Source organism: Sporosarcina obsidiansis, from assembly GCF_009651005.1.
Classification (GTDB): Bacteria; Bacillota; Bacilli; order Bacillales_A; family Planococcaceae; genus Sporosarcina; species Sporosarcina obsidiansis.
The window spans coordinates 139981-157946 of sequence record NZ_WHVW01000004.1; the positions used below are offsets into that span (position 1 = coordinate 139981).

At 41.4% G+C, this 17966-nt stretch carries 16 protein-coding genes; all 16 read left to right on the forward strand.

The genetic code is table 11. The features are described from left to right. Nucleotides 1-6: 6 nt before the first annotated feature. The 16 genes from GD002_RS05365 (at nucleotide 7) to GD002_RS05440 (ending at nucleotide 17839) form a co-directional block, all read left to right on the forward strand. Entirely contained in the window at nucleotides 7-4317 is a 4311-nt protein-coding gene (locus GD002_RS05365) for a PolC-type DNA polymerase III (protein ID WP_153731314.1), read from the forward strand. Nucleotides 4318-4700: 383 nt separating this feature from the next. Beyond that, nucleotides 4701-5171 (forward strand): ribosome maturation factor RimP, encoded by a 471-nt coding sequence (gene rimP / locus GD002_RS05370; protein ID WP_153731315.1) that lies wholly within the window; start codon nucleotides 4701-4703, stop codon nucleotides 5169-5171. A 63-nt stretch (nucleotides 5172-5234) separates the two neighbouring features. Continuing rightward, nucleotides 5235-6443, forward strand: a complete 1209-nt coding sequence (nusA, locus tag GD002_RS05375) for a transcription termination factor NusA (protein WP_153731316.1) — start codon at nucleotides 5235-5237, stop codon at nucleotides 6441-6443. Between the two features lie 21 nt (nucleotides 6444-6464). After that, nucleotides 6465-6743, forward strand: coding sequence for an RNase P modulator RnpM (gene rnpM / locus GD002_RS05380; protein WP_153731317.1), 279 nt, complete (start codon nucleotides 6465-6467; stop codon nucleotides 6741-6743). Continuing rightward, nucleotides 6740-7087, forward strand: coding sequence for a YlxQ family RNA-binding protein (locus GD002_RS05385; protein ID WP_153731318.1), 348 nt, complete (start codon nucleotides 6740-6742; stop codon nucleotides 7085-7087). Before rnpM ends, GD002_RS05385 begins: the two co-directional genes overlap by 4 nt. Further along, complete coding sequence (gene infB, locus GD002_RS05390; RefSeq protein WP_153731319.1) at nucleotides 7065-9461, forward strand: translation initiation factor IF-2; 2397 nt, start codon at nucleotides 7065-7067, stop codon at nucleotides 9459-9461. The genes GD002_RS05385 and infB overlap by 23 nt, the downstream gene beginning before the upstream one ends. Next, nucleotides 9458-9736 (forward strand): DUF503 domain-containing protein, encoded by a 279-nt coding sequence (locus GD002_RS05395; RefSeq protein WP_153731320.1) that lies wholly within the window; start codon nucleotides 9458-9460, stop codon nucleotides 9734-9736. The genes infB and GD002_RS05395 overlap by 4 nt, the downstream gene beginning before the upstream one ends. 23 nt (nucleotides 9737-9759) lie before the next feature. Beyond that, nucleotides 9760-10110: a 30S ribosome-binding factor RbfA gene (gene rbfA, locus GD002_RS05400; RefSeq protein ID WP_153731321.1), complete on the forward strand. Its 351-nt coding sequence runs from the start codon at nucleotides 9760-9762 to the stop codon at nucleotides 10108-10110. 105 nt (nucleotides 10111-10215) lie between these two features. Continuing rightward, the gene (gene truB, locus GD002_RS05405) at nucleotides 10216-11127 is read left to right on the forward strand and encodes a tRNA pseudouridine(55) synthase TruB (RefSeq protein WP_153731322.1); all 912 of its coding nucleotides are present in this window, start codon (nucleotides 10216-10218) and stop codon (nucleotides 11125-11127) included. 12 nt (nucleotides 11128-11139) lie between these two features. Then, nucleotides 11140-12078, forward strand: a complete 939-nt coding sequence (ribF, locus tag GD002_RS05410; RefSeq protein WP_153731323.1) for a riboflavin biosynthesis protein RibF — start codon at nucleotides 11140-11142, stop codon at nucleotides 12076-12078. Nucleotides 12079-12211: 133 nt separating this feature from the next. Beyond that, a complete protein-coding gene (gene rpsO, locus GD002_RS05415; protein WP_153731324.1) occupies nucleotides 12212-12481 on the forward strand; it encodes a 30S ribosomal protein S15 in 270 nt (89 codons plus the stop codon). Between the two features lie 193 nt (nucleotides 12482-12674). Continuing rightward, nucleotides 12675-14798 carry a polyribonucleotide nucleotidyltransferase gene (gene pnp, locus GD002_RS05420; RefSeq protein ID WP_153731325.1) on the forward strand — a complete coding sequence of 708 codons (2124 nt, stop codon included), beginning with the start codon at nucleotides 12675-12677 and terminating at the stop codon, nucleotides 14796-14798. Nucleotides 14799-14882: 84 nt separating this feature from the next. Beyond that, entirely contained in the window at nucleotides 14883-16139 is a 1257-nt protein-coding gene (locus GD002_RS05425) for a M16 family metallopeptidase (protein ID WP_153731326.1), read from the forward strand. A 59-nt stretch (nucleotides 16140-16198) separates the two neighbouring features. Next, on the forward strand, nucleotides 16199-16477 hold the full coding sequence (locus GD002_RS05430) for a YlmC/YmxH family sporulation protein (RefSeq protein WP_153731327.1): 279 nt from the start codon (nucleotides 16199-16201) through the stop codon (nucleotides 16475-16477). Next, the gene (locus tag GD002_RS05435) at nucleotides 16470-17276 is read left to right on the forward strand and encodes an NAD(P)-dependent oxidoreductase (protein ID WP_153731328.1); all 807 of its coding nucleotides are present in this window, start codon (nucleotides 16470-16472) and stop codon (nucleotides 17274-17276) included. Before GD002_RS05430 ends, GD002_RS05435 begins: the two co-directional genes overlap by 8 nt. Further along, the gene (locus GD002_RS05440) at nucleotides 17249-17839 is read left to right on the forward strand and encodes a dipicolinate synthase subunit B (protein WP_153731329.1); all 591 of its coding nucleotides are present in this window, start codon (nucleotides 17249-17251) and stop codon (nucleotides 17837-17839) included. Before GD002_RS05435 ends, GD002_RS05440 begins: the two co-directional genes overlap by 28 nt. Nucleotides 17840-17966: the final 127 nt, after the last annotated feature.

Genomic DNA, 17966 nt, shown 5'->3' on the forward strand with positions numbered 1-17966 from the left:
GAGTTTATGTTGGATGCCACGCAAAAGTTTCTAACGTTGTTGCAGCAGACAGGCTTAACAGATGACCAGTTAATGCCTTACTTTCAAAATGGAGAACTGAATCGTGTAACGGTCCATACGAAATCTAGAGTGTGGAAATTCAATGTCACGGTTGATGAAGTGCTACCCATCGATGTATTCCGTCTCATGCAGCAGCGCATCCATGAGACGTTCGCCGCGATAGCAAATGTACATCTCAAAGTGGAAAGTCGTAACACTACTGCTGATGAACAGTTGATTATCGCTTATTGGCCACTCGTTGTAGAAGAATTGGCTGATATTTCCCCACCACTTCGTCAATGTTTAGTAGAACAACAGCCAAAGTTACATGGTGAAAAATTGTTGATCAGCTGCTCAAGCGACCTAGAATGTCAGACGCTCAAAAATAAATATGTAGAGCCCCTAGCAAACCTTTATCGGCAATTTGGCTTTCCTCAATTAACAGTCGATGTGTCTATTGAGGAAAACGAGAACGCGGAAGAAGAGCGTCAGCATTTCCTTTCGCAAAAAAAGCAAGAAGAAGAAGTATTGTCAATGAAAGCATTTGAACAATTACAGCAACGTGAAACGATGAAGAGTGAACAAGGAGATTCCGAAAAAGCCTTAATTCTTGGTGTTCCAATTAAGGCAGGGGACCCGATTATTCCGATTCATGAAATTCAAGACGAAGAGCGGCGCCTGATCATAGAAGGCTTTGTATTTGATGCAGAAATTAGAGAGCTTCGAAGCGGACGCTCGCTATTAACGTTGAAAGTAACCGATTATACTGATTCGATCTTAGTAAAGATGTTTTCACGAGACAATGAAGATGCGGAATTGATGAAGTCCTTTAAAAAAGGAATGTGGGTCCGTGCAAGAGGAAGTATTCAAAATGATACATTCGTTAGAGATTTGATTATGATGGCGCAAGATTTAGCTGTTATCCCATCAATTGAACGGAAAGACAAAGCTCCTGAAGGGCAAAAACGTATTGAGTTGCATGCCCACACGTTAATGAGTCAAATGGATGCCGTTGTATCCGCGCAAGCGTTAGTTGCCCAGGCTGCCAAATGGGGCCATCCAGCGGTAGCGATTACAGATCATGCGAATGTCCAATCTTTCCCTGAAGCATACAATGCGGGAAAAAAACATGGCATTAAAGTGTTATTCGGCTTGGAAGCCAATCTTGTAGATGATGGGGTACCGATTGTTTATGAAGAACAACATCGCCGATTAGAGACCGATACGTATGTCGTTTTTGACGTAGAAACTACCGGTTTATCTGCCGTGTATGACACTATTATCGAACTAGCAGCAGTGCGTGTTCGCGATGGAGAAATTATTGATCGTTTTGAACGCTTTGCGAATCCTCATCACCCTCTATCATCCATCACGACGGAACTAACAGGTATTACGGATGATATGGTGAAAGACGCGCCAGAAGTATCTGAGGTGATGGCAGATTTCATCGAGTTTATTGGTGATGCTGTACTGATCGCTCATAATGCGTCGTTTGACATGGGCTTCTTCTACGCCTCATGCAAGAGGGCGAAAATCGAAACGACTGCTTATCCTGTAATCGATACATTAGAACTTGCACGTTTCCTTTATCCTGAATTGCGTAATCATCGTCTAAACACACTTGCTAAAAAATTCGATATCGAATTAACTCAACATCACCGAGCGATTTATGATACCGAAGCCACTGCTCATCTCTTTTTACGATTGCTGAAAGATGCACAAGAAAAAGGGATCGAATGGCTTGACGATTTAAATAAAAACATCGGAGAGGGAGACGCCTATAAACGGTCACGGCCTTCTCACTGTACGTTGCTTGCGACAGACAATGAAGGGTTGAAAAATTTATTCAAACTCGTCTCTATTTCGCATATGGATTATTTCTATCGTGTTCCGCGTATTCCTCGTTCTGTGTTGGTCAAACATAGAAAAGGCTTATTGGTTGGATCGGGCTGTGATAAGGGAGAGGTTTTTGAAGGTCTAATGCAAAAACCGATGGAAGAAGTAGAGGAAATTGCGCGTTTCTATGATTACTTAGAAATTCATCCAAAACCAGTCTATTCACATTTACTTGAGTTGGATTTAATTCGAGATGAATGGAATTTAGAAGATATTATGCGTAAAATGCTCAAGCTAGGAAAGAAGACTGGTTTACCCGTTTGTGCTACAGGCAATGTCCATTACTTAGAAGAAACGGACGCCATGTACCGAAAAGTATTGGTTCGTTCACAGGGGGGGGCAAACCCGATGAATCGTCATTCTCTCCCAGCTGTCCATTTTAGGACAACGGATGAAATGCTTGCTGAATTTGCATTTCTAGGTGAAGAAGCAGCAAAAGAAATTGTGATAGAGAATCCAAAGAAAGTTGTGGAACAAATTGGGGATGTTAAACCAATAAAAGATGACTTATACACACCTAAGATTGAAGGCGCCGATGAGGAAGTACGTGAGCTGACATATTCGATGGCACACCACATTTATGGGGATACACTGCCAGAAATTATAGAAGCCCGTATTGAAAAAGAATTAACATCCATCATTGATAATGGATTTGCGGTCATTTACCTCATTTCACATAAGCTGGTGAAGAAGTCGTTGGATGAAGGCTATTTGGTCGGTTCTCGTGGATCTGTAGGTTCTTCCTTCGTAGCCACGATGATGGAAATTACCGAAGTAAACCCAATGCCGCCTCATTATGTCTGTTCGTCTTGCAAAACTTATGAATTTTTCGATGATGGGTCTGTCGGTTCAGGGTATGACTTACCAGATAAGGAATGTCCAAAATGTGGGACGATGTTTAAAAAAGATGGGCAAGATATTCCCTTTGAAACGTTTCTAGGTTTCGCTGGCGATAAAGTACCCGATATCGATTTGAATTTTAGTGGTGAGTATCAAGCACATGCTCATAACTATACGAAAGAATTATTCGGTGAAGATTATGTATATCGTGCAGGAACGATAGGAACTGTTGCTGAAAAAACGGCCTATGGTTATGTTCGTGGTTATATGAATGATAACGATCTGCAAATGCGCGGCGCGGAGATCGATCGGCTAGTGCAAGGTTGTTCTGGAGTAAAACGTAACACTGGACAGCATCCAGGTGGAATTATCGTAGTTCCTGACACGATGGATATCTATGATTTCACGCCGATCCAATTTCCAGCGGATGATGTGGAGTCCAGTTGGCGTACGACACATTTCGACTTTCACTCAATCGATAACAACTTGCTGAAATTGGATATTCTCGGACATGACGATCCGACAATGATTAAAATGTTAGAAGATTTATCCGGTATCGATCCGAAAACGATTCCTCCAGATGATGAAGGTGTCATGGCATTATTTAGTGGAACTTCTTCTTTAGGGGTGACGGAAGAACAGATTGACTGTAAAACGGGAACATTAGGCGTCCCTGAATTCGGTACACGATTTGTTCGTCAGATGCTTGAAGAAACAAAGCCATCCACTTTTTCTGAATTAATCCAGATATCGGGATTATCTCACGGAACCGATGTCTGGTTAGGAAATGCACAAGAATTGATCCAAAATAAAATCTGTCAGCTATCCGAGGTGATCGGATGTCGAGATGATATTATGGTCTATTTAATTTATCAAGGTTTGGAACCTTCATTAGCTTTTAAAATCATGGAGTCCGTACGTAAAGGCAAAGGTCTGACACCTGAGTTTGAGGCGGAGATGAAAGCCAATAAAGTGCCGGGCTGGTATATCGGTTCATGTAAGAAAATCAAATATATGTTCCCTAAAGCGCACGCGGCTGCCTATGTATTAATGGCACTTCGTATTGCATATTTCAAAGTGCATCATCCGATCATGTACTACGCAACGTATTTCACTGTTCGGGCAACAGACTTCGACTTAATGACGATGTCGAAAGGATCCGCTTCTATCCGTGCGAAGATTAAAGAAATAAATGACAAAGGACTGGATGCATCTCCAAAAGAGAAGAACTTAGTGACGGTTCTAGAAATTTCATTGGAAATGGTGGAGCGTGGTTTTACATTCGCTAAACCAGACTTGTATAAATCGGATGCCACACGCTTTCTCATTGAAGGGAACCAGTTGATTCCACCTTTTAACGCTGTTCCGTCTTTAGGAACAAACGTTGCGAAAACAATAGTGGAAGCACGTAAAGATGGTGAATTTTTATCTAAAGAGGACTTTCAGAAGAGAGGTCGTGTTTCCAAAACGATTGTCGAGTACTTGGATACGTTTGGCTGCTTGGAAGGAATGCCAGAAGCGAATCAATTATCATTGTTCTAATGGATACCAGGGGCTACATCATTTGCATTGTAAATGGCCTTATGATACGATTAAAGCAACTTTTGCTATACGTCTTACGGAAAAGAGTGGGGCTCCCCGCTCTTTTCTGTTGTTTATCTGAATTCAGCAGAAGCCCTATACTTCTAAAGTGGGTGGGACGAATGCAAGTGTTTTTTGTTCAGTGGGTTTTTTAAACTCCTGCTGAATCCAGATAAAGCCTCCGGCGGATGTCATGGATTTTGAGGGGAGTTATGAGGAAGGCAGACTAAATTCACCGCATCCTGCGGTAACGTCTACATGACCTGCATCGTGCAGGCCTCGAATCAAAATCCAGACGCAATCACGCCGGGGCGTGATTGATTTTAATTTCGGGAGGGATACGTTTGAGTAAAATTACAGAGGAAGTCGAACAGTTGACAAGTCCAATAGTAGAAGAATTGGGTCTTGAACTAGTAGACGTCGAGTTCGTGAAAGAAGGTAGAGATTGGTTTTTACGCGTCTATATCGATACACCTGAAGGAAGCATTGATATTGATCAATGTGCAGCTGTTAGTGAAAAGCTGAGCGAGGAACTGGACCGTGTTGACCCAATATCCCAGAACTACTTCCTTGAAGTGTCTTCTCCCGGAGCGGAAAGACCATTGAAAAAAGATGAAGATTTTGAAAAAGCAGTTGGCCAGTATGTGTTTATCAAGACCTATGAACCCATCGACGGACTGAAAGAATTCGAGGGGTACTTACTTGGATACGGGCCAGACTTCGCAAAAGTGGAAATACGAATAAAGACAAGAAAAGTATTAGTAGAAATTGATAAAACAAAAATTGCCTTCGCAAGACTAGCAATTGACTTTTAAACCAAAAGCGGAAGCGGACGTCTAGTTGAAACAGGAAGATAATGGAATGTAGGAGTGATGAATATGAGTAGTGATCTACTCGAAGCACTGACAGCTCTTGAACAGCAAAAAGGAATTTCAAGAGATGTACTAGTGGATGCGATTGAAGCAGCGCTTGTAACTGCATATAAACGAAACTTTAACCAAGCACAAAATGTCCGGGTGGATTTGAACTTAGATAAAGGCACGATGAAGGTCTATTCCCGTAAAGATGTTGTAGAAGAAGTCGAAGATGATCGTCTGCAAATTTCATTGGAAGATGCGCAAGTAATCAATCCAGTGTATGAAATCGGCGACATTGTCGAAGAGGAAGTTACACCACGTGATTTTGGACGGATTGCTGCCCAAACCGCTAAACAAGTTGTTACGCAACGTGTACGTGAAGCAGAACGTGGTCTGATTTATGAAGAGTATATCGATCGTGAAGAAGATATCGTAAATGGTATCGTAGAACGAATGGATGCCAAAAACTTATTTGTCGGTTTAGGTAAAGTGGAAGCAGTATTGCCATCAAGTGAACAAATCCAAACAGAATCATATGCACCACATGATCGTATAAAAGTATATATAACAAAAGTAGAGAGAACAGCTAGAGGACCGCAAGTATTTGTTTCTAGAACACATCCTGGTTTGCTGCGCCGCTTATTTGAACTAGAAGTACCTGAGATTTATGATGGTACGGTAGAGATTAAATCGATTGCGAGAGAAGCAGGCGATCGTTCTAAAATTTCGGTTTATACGACAAATGAAGAAGTAGATCCAGTCGGTTCTTGTGTCGGTTCTAGAGGTGCTCGGGTTCAATCCATCTCTAATGAATTGAATGGAGAGAAAGTCGATATTGTAGAATGGTCAGACGATCCGGTTGTTTTTGTAGCGAATGCATTAAGTCCTTCAAAAGTACTGGATGTTCAAGTGGATGAAGAAGAACGTTCTACAACTGTTGTCGTTCCGGATTATCAATTATCTTTAGCTATTGGTAAAAGAGGTCAAAATGCAAGACTGGCTGCTAAACTGACGGGTTGGAAAATTGATATCAAAAGTGAAACGGATGCTAGAGAACTAGGGATCTATCCTCGCACGGATGCAGAGATAAACGCATACGATGCAGAGTTGAAAGACAAAGAAAGCTCGGATGCTGATAGTTATTTAGAAGCTTACGAATATGAAGAAGAAACACTAGTTGAACAAACAGAAGACTTTGATTTATACGCAGACGTAGACGAAGAAGATTGATTTGGAAAGGATTGCATGCTGATGTCGAACAATCGGAAAATCCCTTTGCGTAAATGTGCAGCTACAGGTGACATGCTACCAAAAAAAGAAATGATCCGGATTGTCCGTACGAAAGAAGGAGAAGTTTCCGTTGATTTGACTGGGAAAAAGTCAGGTCGCGGTACATATGTATCCAAAACGGAAGAAGCGGTAGAAAAAGCACGAAAACAACACTCAATTGAACATCAATTGAGTGCGAAAGTTCCTGATCAAGTGTACGACGATCTCTTACATGCCATTCGTCGAGAGGCGATCAAATGACAGATCCAACAAAGATCTATCAGCTGCTCGGTATGGCAGCCCGCGCACGAAAAATTGTGACGGGTGAAGACCTAGTTGTACGGGAAGTCCGTTCGGGACATGCAGAACTTGTCATCCTATCTAAAGATGCGTCTGCAAACACGATGAAAAAATTAACTAATAAATGTAACACTTACAACGTTGAGAAGCATGATTTCGGGAGTCGCGAAGACCTTGGGCATGCGATTGGAAAAGAAGCACGTGTGGTCTTGGCGCTAACGGATAAAGGATTCGCCAAAAAGTTATCCGAGCTCCTCAACGATTATAACCGGGGGTGGGCTAATGACGAAAATACGAGTACATGAATATGCCAAAAAGGTAAATAAATCGAGTAAAGATATCATTAACGAATTAGGTAAAATGAAAGTAGAAGTTAATAATCATATGGCAGTGATTGATCCTGAAACAGTTAGTAAACTGGATAAGAAATTCTCTGGCCAATCAAAACAAACTTCAGCGAGCACAGGAAATAAGCCAAACAATAATCAAAAATCAGATCGACCAGCACAGCGGCCTTCTGGCAATCGCCCGAGCGGGAATAATGCAGGTAAAAGTGCACCACAGCAATCAAACTCAGGACAGTCAGCACCAAAAGGCAGTAACAATCGCCCACAGCAGTCAGCTAACCGTTCAAATCAAAGTGCGGGCTCCGGGAACCAAAGTAGCCAAGGATCTAAACGTCCAGCTACCGGCAACCGACAGCCAGCCAGCCAGCAACCAGGCACGAATCAGCAACCAAGACAGGGGAGCAACCAACAACCGAGACAAGGTCAAGGTGCGAATCAAGCACGTCCAGCTGGTGGCGGACAAGGACGTCCAGGTGGAAGCCGTGGTGGAAGACCGCCTGCACGCGGTATTAATCAAGGACGCCGTAGATATCGTCCAGCTGTTCCAGCACAAAAAATCGAAAAACCACTACCAGAAAAAATTACTTTTTACGAATCGTTATCAGTGGGTGAACTAGCTCAAAAACTAGGAAAAGAACCATCTGAGATAATTAAAAAGTTATTTATGCTTGGTGTCATGGCAACGATTAACCAAGTGCTGGATAAAGATGCAATCGAATTGATCTGTGCTGAATATGGTGTAGAAGTAGAAGAAGAGATCAGAATTGATGTTACAGACTTGGAGATTTATTTCGAAGAACCTGAAGAAGAACAACCAGCTTCTTTAGAAGAAAGACCTCCAGTTGTAACGATCATGGGTCACGTTGACCACGGTAAAACAACTTTGCTCGACTCAATTCGTGACACGAAAGTTACGCAAGGAGAAGCTGGCGGAATTACCCAGCATATCGGAGCATATCAGATTAAAGTTAATGATAAGAAAATTACATTTTTAGATACACCAGGCCATGAAGCTTTCACTACAATGAGAGCACGTGGAGCTAAAGTAACAGACTTAACGATCTTAGTTGTTGCAGCTGATGATGGGGTCATGCCTCAAACAATTGAAGCAATCAACCACGCGAAAGCAGCAGAAGTACCGATTATTGTCGCAGTGAATAAGATGGATAAGCCGACAGCCAATCCTGACCGCGTCATGCAAGAGTTGACTGAACACGGTTTAGTATCAGAAGACTGGGGTGGAGATACGATCTTCGTACCGATTTCTGCATTAAAAGGTGAAGGAATCGAACAGCTTCTTGAAATGGTACTATTAGTTGCAGAAGTAGGCGAATTGACTGCCGACACGTCCATTAGAGCAAGAGGTACCGTAATAGAAGCACAGCTCGATAAAGGAAAAGGATCTGTTGCTACATTGCTCGTACAAAACGGTACATTGCATGTAGGTGACCCAATTGTTGTCGGTAATACGTATGGTCGTGTTCGTGCGATGGTCAATGATCTTGGACGCCGTGTGAAAGAAGCAGGTCCTTCGACGCCAGTAGAAATCACTGGATTAAGTGATGTACCACAAGCTGGAGATCGTTTCGTTGTATTTAAAGACGAGAAAACAGCGCGTCAAATCGGTGAGACACGAGCTGGAGAAGCTCTTCAAGAACAACGTGTAGAAAAAACACGCGTAACGCTTGATAATCTGTTTGACCAAATGAAGCAAGGTGAAATGAAGGAACTGAATTTGATCGTCAAAGCGGACGTACAAGGTGCCGTGGAAGCGATGGCAGCATCCCTCATGAAAATTGAAGTGGAAGGCGTTAATGTGAAGATCATCCATACGGGAGCCGGGGCGATCAATGAGTCCGACATTTCATTGGCAGCCGCTTCAAATGCGATTGTGATTGGTTTTAACGTACGTCCAGATATCAATGCGAAACGTGCAGCTGAAGCAGAAGGTGTTGACATTCGATTACACCGTGTTATTTATAAAGTGATCGAAGAAATTGAATTTGCTATGAAAGGGTTACTGGATCCTGAGTATGAAGAAAAAGTAATCGGTCAAGCGGAAGTGCGCGAGACATTCAAAGTGACTAAAATTGGGACAATTGCGGGAAGCTATGTAATAGATGGTAAAATTACACGTGATTCAAGTGTACGAGTTCTTCGTGAAAACATCGTCATCTTTGAAGGAGAGCTTGACACACTCAAGCGTTTCAAAGATGACGTGAAAGAAGTAGCAAAAGGCTATGAATGCGGGATTACGGTTAAAAACTTCAATGATATTAAAGAGGGCGATATTATTGAAGCGTATGTAATGGAAGAAATTAAGCGAGTATGATTGTCTACGCGGAATGTTCGTTCTTCATCCCGGAAGTAGCTACTTTAAAAGAGAAGCGAGCCGTGTTGAACCGGATGAGAGATCGAGTGAAAAACTCCTATAATGTCTCTGTGGCGGAAATTGATCATCAGGATTTATGGCAAAGAACCACTTTTGCGTTAGTTTCAGTAGCTTCTTCTAAAGATGCGGCTGAGCGAGAAGTGCAAAGGGCCATACGCCTGTTCGAATCAAACCCGGATTGGGAAATGACCGCGTGTACGATCGACTTTTTATGATCAAAGGATAGAGGTGAATTTCCATGTCAGTGCGTGCAAATCGAATAGCCGAACAAATGAAGAAAGAACTTGGCGAAATTATCGGCCAAAAATTAAAAGATCCACGTATCGGATTTGTTACTGTTACGGGTGTCGATGTAACAGGTGACCTACAACAAGCGACAGTGTACATTTCTGTTTTAGGTACAGCTAAGGAGCGCGAAGACACGTTAATTGGCCTCTCGAAAGCTAAGGGATTTATCCGTACGGAAATCGGGCAACGAATCCGTCTGCGTAAAACACCTGAAGTTGAATTTGAACTGGATGAATCGGTTGCTTACGGTAATCGGATCGAAAGTTTGATTCGTAAGGTGAATGATGAAAACGAGCAGTAATAAATGAGGGGGAAGTTCATTAACGCTTAGGCGTGATGACTTCCTCTCTTCTTACATATATAACAAATTCACTACTAGAATACACCCGAAGAAAGAAGGGGTAAGATGAACGGTATTCTTCCTTTATGGAAAGAGAAAGGTATGACTTCGCACGATTGCGTCTTTAAGCTTCGGAAGATTTTACGTACAAAAAAAGTCGGACATACTGGCACGCTAGATCCTGAAGTAGAAGGAGTGCTACCAATTTGTATCGGTAGAGCTACCAAGGTCGCTTCGTTTGTAACAGATGCAGGTAAAGAATATATTGCCAAGGTATCCATCGGAAAGTCCACAGAGACTGAAGATGCACAAGGGGACACAGTAACGAGTGATCAATCGTATAAAGAGTTTACAAGAGCACAAATTGTTAACGTACTTCATAAACTGACAGGGGAAATCACTCAAATTCCGCCTATGTACTCAGCGGTAAAAGTGAATGGGAAGCGATTGTATGAATATGCAAGAAAGGGCATAGATGTAGAGAGACCTGCTCGTAAAGTAATGATTTATGAAATTGAACTTTTAGATGATAACCAAGTATTTACTGGAGAGGAAGTCACTTTTTCCATCCGAGTACGGTGCGGAAAAGGGACATATATTCGAACGCTTGCAGTACAAATTGGAGAGATTCTTGGCTTTCCCGCTCATATGGAATCCTTAGTTCGAACGTCATCAGGTAATTTTCATCAATCGCATTGCAAGACGTTAGCAGAAGTAGCGCAACTGATGGACAAAGGAGAAATTGATTCCATTTTACGTCCAATTGACGACGTATTGACTGGCTTTCCGAAGGTAGAAATCCAGCCTGATTTATTGGAGAATATTCAAAATGGACAAGTGTTACCGGCGGATCCTTTATTAATGAAACATCCGTCTATTGTCATCACGCATAATGGCCAAGTAATGGCTATATACCAAAATCATCCAACGAAGTCAGGGTTGATGAAACCTGAAAAAATGTTGCTGCCTAATGAGTAAGGAGAGATAGAAATGGAAATCTTTAGATTACGTTATCCTGATCAACTGAGTATTGAACAAGGTTGTGCCTATTCCTTAGCAATCGGTTTTTTCGATGGCGTACATAAAGGACACCAAGAAGTCATTAATTCTGCGAAGAAAACGGCCAATGAATTAGGGCTCCAAACTGCCGTCATGACGTTTAATCCTCATCCATCTCAGCTTTTTTCTGGTAAGAATATTGGATATATCACACCATTAGCTGAAAAGATTAGACTTCTTGAATCACTTCAAGTGGACGCGCTTTTTATTGTGAACTTTGATTGGGATTTGGCCAGTTTATCACCTAAACAGTTTATCGATATTTTTATAAAGAGGCTGGGTGTAAAGCACGTGACAGCGGGCTTTGATTTCACATTTGGAGTAAAAGGTTCTGGAACGATGAAAGAGATGAGTGAGCTTTCTGACGGAATGTACGGCACGACAACTATCCCGAAAGTTACTTTTGAGCATGATGGGAAAGTTTCTTCTACTAAGGTGCGTGAGCTTTTGTCGAAAGGAAAAGTGGAAGAGGCATCTTTATTACTTGGACGTCCTTTTCGTTCAGTTGGCGAAGTAGTGCACGGTGAAAAAAGGGGACGTCAGCTAGGTTTTCCTACGGCGAATATTGAAACAGATGAAGAGCACATTGTCCCTTCAAATGGTGTGTATGCTGTCCGCTGTTTAATCGATAGCCAGTGGTATCCCGGTATCTGTAATATGGGTGTGAAACCAACCTTTCATGACCCAGACCAAAGAAAAGCAACAGCAGAAGTTCATTTATTGAATGCGAGTATGGATCTATATGGTCAAGAAATAGCGATTGATTGGTTATACCGAATTAGATCTGAACAGAAGTTTGAGTCTCTTGAAGCGTTAAAAGAACAAATTGGTAAAGATAAACAAACTGCAATAGACTTACTGAACGAATAGAGTTGGTTGTTGCAACTGACAGAATGCCATGATATGATAAAGTAGTGTTCTGAACACGAACCACTTCTTGGCAAGTCGATTCACCAACGTTTGCTCGGGAGATGGGGATACTTTTATTTAGGAGGTGAAAAGGATGGCTATTACACAAGAGCGAAAAACTGAGCTAATCAATGAATTCAAAACTCATGAAAATGACACTGGATCTGCTGATGTTCAGATTGCTATCCTTACTGAAGAGATCAATAACTTGAACAGCCACTTGCGTACGCATAAGAAAGACCACCACTCACGTCGCGGTCTTTACAAAATGGTTGGTACACGTCGTCGTCTTTTGAAGTATTTGCGTGAAACTAACGTTCAACGTTACCGTGATCTTATTGCAAAACTTGGCTTACGCCGTTAATAAGACTAGAAAGCGGGCATTGCCCGCTTTTTTCTATGGAATGATACGAACTACTAATACAATTAATGACTAGCCGCAGAAGTATTCTGTTAAAAGATAAAATATTTCGCATAAATGTATCTTTTTTGATACACTACTACTAATTACATACAACCATGATGTACCCAGTTTCACAATAGAGAGGAGTTCTACAATGTCAGAACAAAAAAAAGTTTACACACTTGATTGGGCAGGGCGTCCGCTTACGATCGAAGCCGGACAACTTGCAAAACAGGCAAACGGTGCTGTTCTAGTTCGTTACGGCGACACGACAGTACTATCCACAGTAACAGCTTCTAAAAAACCAAAACCTCTAGACTTTTTCCCACTTACAGTCAATTATGAAGAACGTTTATATGCAGTCGGTAAGATTCCTGGTGGATTTATTAAGCGTGAAGGTCGCCCGTCAGAAAAAGCAGTACTGACAAGTCGATTAATCGACCGACCGATCCGACCTTTATTTCCTGATGGATTCAGAAATGATGTACAAGTGATTTCACTTGTTATGTCAGTTGATCAAAATTGTTCATCTGAAATTGCTGCTATGATAGGTTCTTCTCTAGCTTTATCTATTTCAGATATTCCGTTTGATGGACCGATTGCTGGCGTACAAATCGGCAGAATCGATAATGAATTTATCGTTAATCCAACACCCGAGCAACTAGAGACGTCAGAGATCGATTTAGTTGTAGCCGGTACCAAAGATGCGATTAACATGGTGGAAGCAGGAGCGAAAGAAGTTTCTGAAGACATCATGCTAGAAGCGATCATGTTCGGACATGATGAAATCAAGAAACTGATTTCATTCCAAGAAAAGATTGCTGAAGAGATTGGCAAAGAAAAATTTGAAATAGAATTATTTGAGTTAGATGCAGAGATTAGTGCGGAAGTGAAAGACTTCTGCGAAAGTGATCTGGTCGCAGCGATTCAAACGGAAGAAAAGCACGCTCGTGAAGAAGCAATTACTGAAGTGAAAACTGCTGTTCTTGATCGGTATATCGAGAATGAAGCGGATGAAGACACGATCAAACAAGTAAAGGCAATTTTAGAACAAATGGTGAAAGATGAAGTTCGTCGCTTGATTACGGTCGATAAAGTTCGTCCGGACGGCCGTGCATTAGATGAAATTCGCCCATTGTCTTCTGAAACAGGTCTTCTACAACGTGCTCACGGTTCTTCTCTATTCACACGTGGACAAACACAAGTATTAAGTATATGTACATTAGGTGCGCTGGGTGAAGTGCAAATTATTGATGGATTAGGTTTAGATGAATCTAAGCGTTTCATGCATCATTATAACTTCCCGAACTTCAGTGTTGGTGAAACAGGACCGATCCGTGGACCAGGCCGTCGTGAAATCGGTCACGGTGCACTAGGCGAACGTGCATTGCTGCCTGTCATTCCAAATGAAGTAGAATTCCCATATACCATGCGTCTTGTGGCTGAAGTATTAGAATCTAATGGTTCTTCATCACAAGCATCAATTTGTGCTTCTACGATGGCTATGATGGATGCAGGTGTACCGATCAAGTCACCGGTTGCGGGGATTGCAATGGGCCTTATAAAGAAAGATGAAGATTACTCTATTCTGACGGATATTCAAGGAATGGAAGACCATTTAGGCGATATGGACTTTAAAGTAGCAGGTACCGATAAAGGAATCACGGCACTTCAAATGGACATTAAAATTGATGGTCTGTCTCGTCAAATTCTTGAAGAGTCACTCGCACAGGCGAAAATTGGTCGTATTAAGATTCTTGAACATATGATGAGCACGATTTCTTCAACACGTGAAGAGCTATCTGAGTATGCTCCGAAAATTGTTGTGATTCACATCAATCCAGATAAAATTCGCGATGTCATCGGACCTGGCGGAAAAGTGATCAACAAAATTATTGAGGAAACTCAAGTGAAGATTGATACAGAACAAGATGGGACAATTTATATCTCTTCACCGAATTCTGAAATGAATGCGAAAGCTAAGAAAATGATCGAAGACATCGTTCGCGAAGCGAAAGTCGGAGAGTACTACCTAGCTAAAGTTAAACGTATTGAAAAATTCGGGGCATTCTTGGAAATCTTCCCTGGTAAAGACGGTTTGCTTCATATTTCTGAAATTCAAGAAGCACGTACAAAAGCAGTTGAAGACGAATTGAAGCTTGGTGACGAACTGTTCGTGAAGGTTATCGAAATTGATAAACAAGGTCGAGTGAACTTATCTAGAAAAGTTGTCATTCAAGAAGAAAAAGAAGCGAAAGAAAAAGCTGATCAAGCGTAATTGTAAACAATGAAAGTAAAAAGCCTCTTCCTGCACAAGTTGCGGCGAAGAAGGCTTTTTGTACTTTACAGAGGAGTGAAGTTAATGATTCAAAAATATATCTGTTCAAATGGTGTACGTATTGTTCATGAAAAGATGCCCCATGTGAAGTCTGTAGCAGTGGGGCTATGGGTACATGCGGGATCTGCTGATGAAACGCCAGAACAAGAGGGAATTGCTCATTTCATTGAGCATATGTTATTTAAAGGGACGGCTACCCGGAATGCCAGAATGATTGCCGAACAGTTTGATCAGATTGGCGGAGATCTCAATGCCTTCACAGCAAAAGAAATGACGTGTTACTACACGACTGTTTTGAGTCATCATGCGTCATACGCCCTCACTATTTTATCTGATATGTTCTTTCATTCTCAATTTAATAAAGAAGAAATGGAAAAAGAAAAATCCGTAATTTTAGATGAAGTGTCTTCAGTTGAAGATACACCAGATGAAGATGTAGATGAAAGACTATGGGCTGCGATGTTTCCAGATGATCCAATTGGGAAACCAGTAGGAGGACGAATCGAAACGATTAAGCACTTCACGAAGGACATGGTAGATGAATTTATGGCGACTCACTATGGTCCTGACAAGCTCGTTATTTCGATTGCGGGGAATTATGATGAAAGGTTAATCAAACTGATTGAAGCACATTTTGGCTCTTATCAAAGAAAGGTATCAACAATTGAAAGCAAAGAGACTATATTGCCGTATTTTGCTGCAAAACAAACGTTGAAAGAAAAGAATATTGAACAAGCCCATTTATGCTTTGGTTATCCGTCTTTACCCGCGACGCATGATCGAATTTATGATGTAAGCTTATTTGATAGTATTCTTGGAGGAACGATGTCTTCAAGGTTATTCCAGGAAGTTCGTGAAAATCGTGGTTTAGCCTATTCGGTTTATACGTATTACTCAGCTTACGAGAAAGCAGGAGGGTTTGTCATCTATTGCGGCACGTCGCCAGAAAATTTTGTGGAGACCTATCAGACAATTGAACAAGTGATTGCAGAGTTATTACATGATGGGTTGACAGATAAAGAATTACGAAATGCCAAAGAACAGCTAAAAGGGAGTTTCGTTCTAGGATTGGAAAGCTCTGAATCCCGTATGTATCGAAATGGTCGCAATGAATTAGTACTGGGCACACATCAAACGATTGAAGAAGTAGTCGAGCGTATTGATTTAGTGGAGAAGAGAAGTGTTTATCGATTAGGGCAGCAAGTATTAACGAGTAACCGTGCCATTTCGATTGTAGCGCCTAAAAAAAATATTTCACAGTTTAAAAAATTGCACAACTAGTCGACTTCTCCCTTTCTATACATATGATGATAGAAGATAAGTTGAAAGGGAGGGCACACATGTTGTTATCGGAGCTTGCACAAAAAGAGTTGATTCAAGTGGAGGAAGGCATGCGTTATGGATTTCTTGCAGATACAGATCTACTATTCAATCATAAGACAGGCGAAATCATTGGTTTTGAAATTAGGAAAAAGTTAGGGAAAAATCTTTTTCGTCAAAAAGACCAGGACTCGATAGAATATATTCCGTGGCATGAGATCGTACTGGTAGGAGAAGATCGTATCTTATTTGGAAAAACGCATGAACTGGATAGGAAGGATGTGACTGAATATGACTAATTGGCTTATCATTGGAACCGATCAACGACTAAAGATTGCAAATGAATTATTACTCGAAAAAGGACATACAAGCCGTTATATCGGAACAGACACATTCGATGAAGATCTAGAAAAAATACTGACGGAATGGCAACCTGATATAATCGTTCTTCCTCTCTTGCCGATGAAAAATAACATACCTCTCGAATTGTTAGGGGAGGATGCGATATTGTTCACAGGCCAAACATCTCAGGAATGGGTTAATCAGTTGCAAATGAAAGGTTTACGAAATCATAGCTATTTGCAAAATGAACAGTTTATTTGGCAAAATGCCCGATTGACAGCGGAGGCATTTGTGCAGTTATTTTATGAACATACAAAGCGTCAAATTGCAGGGAAGCATTTTTGTATAGCTGGATTCGGCAGAGTGGGGAAAGCGGTGGCACAAGTATTACACAACTTGCAAGCTTCGGTAACGATTGCCGCTAGGTCTGACAAACAGCTTGCAGAAGCAGATATGTTAGGTTATGAGTCAATACGTTTAACTCAAGATACTCGTTTCTCGAGTAATTATTTGGTGAATACAATTCCATCCCAATGGTTAGATCCTGAAAAAAATGAAAATACACGCATTTTTGACTTGTCTTCAGCTCCAGGTTGCCTAATGCGCCCTCATTCTTCTGAATACTATACGATACACCTCAAATTGCCCGGGATACATTTCCCTGTGGACGCGGCAGCTGTTCTAGTTGACGCGATTTTGAGAATGAGCATAGAAGAAAGGGGAGCTAGATGCTTGAAGGAAAACGAATCGGATTAGGGATTACGGCTTCACATTGCACATATGACCAATTACTTCCAATGATCAGTTCTTTACAAAATGAAGGGGCAATTGTTGTTCCAATCATTACACATTCAGTACTTCGTGCGGCCACACGTTTTGGCACAGGGGAAGAATGGGTGAAAAAAATAGAAGAGGCGACAGGGGAAAAGGTCGTGTCAAGTATTGCCGAAGCAGAACCATTCGGACCAACGAATCCTTTAGATTGTATGGTGATTTCACCACTCACTGGTAATTCTATGAGTAGATTTGCCAACGCAGCCACAGATTCACCTGTACTAATGGCAGCGAAGGCTACACTGCGCAATGGGAAACCTATAGTACTAGGCGTTTCAACAAATGACGCGCTAGGGTTGAACGGCATGAACCTCATGAAATTATTAAATATGAAACATGTCTATTTCATACCGTTCGGACAGGATGACTGCATAAAAAAACCGAATTCTTTGATCGCTGATTTCTCTTTATTGGCAGACACGGTAGCAGCCGCATTACAAGGCGAACAGCTTCAACCATTATTAATCCTTCATAAAGATGCATAAAAATAGATTTTTTAATATCGCAAAATATGTTATAATTCGTTCAATAACAATTAACAAGGCGGGACCCTCTGGAATACTTCCACTAGGTCTCTCAAAAATACTTGTTAATCATTGAAAGGAAGATAGA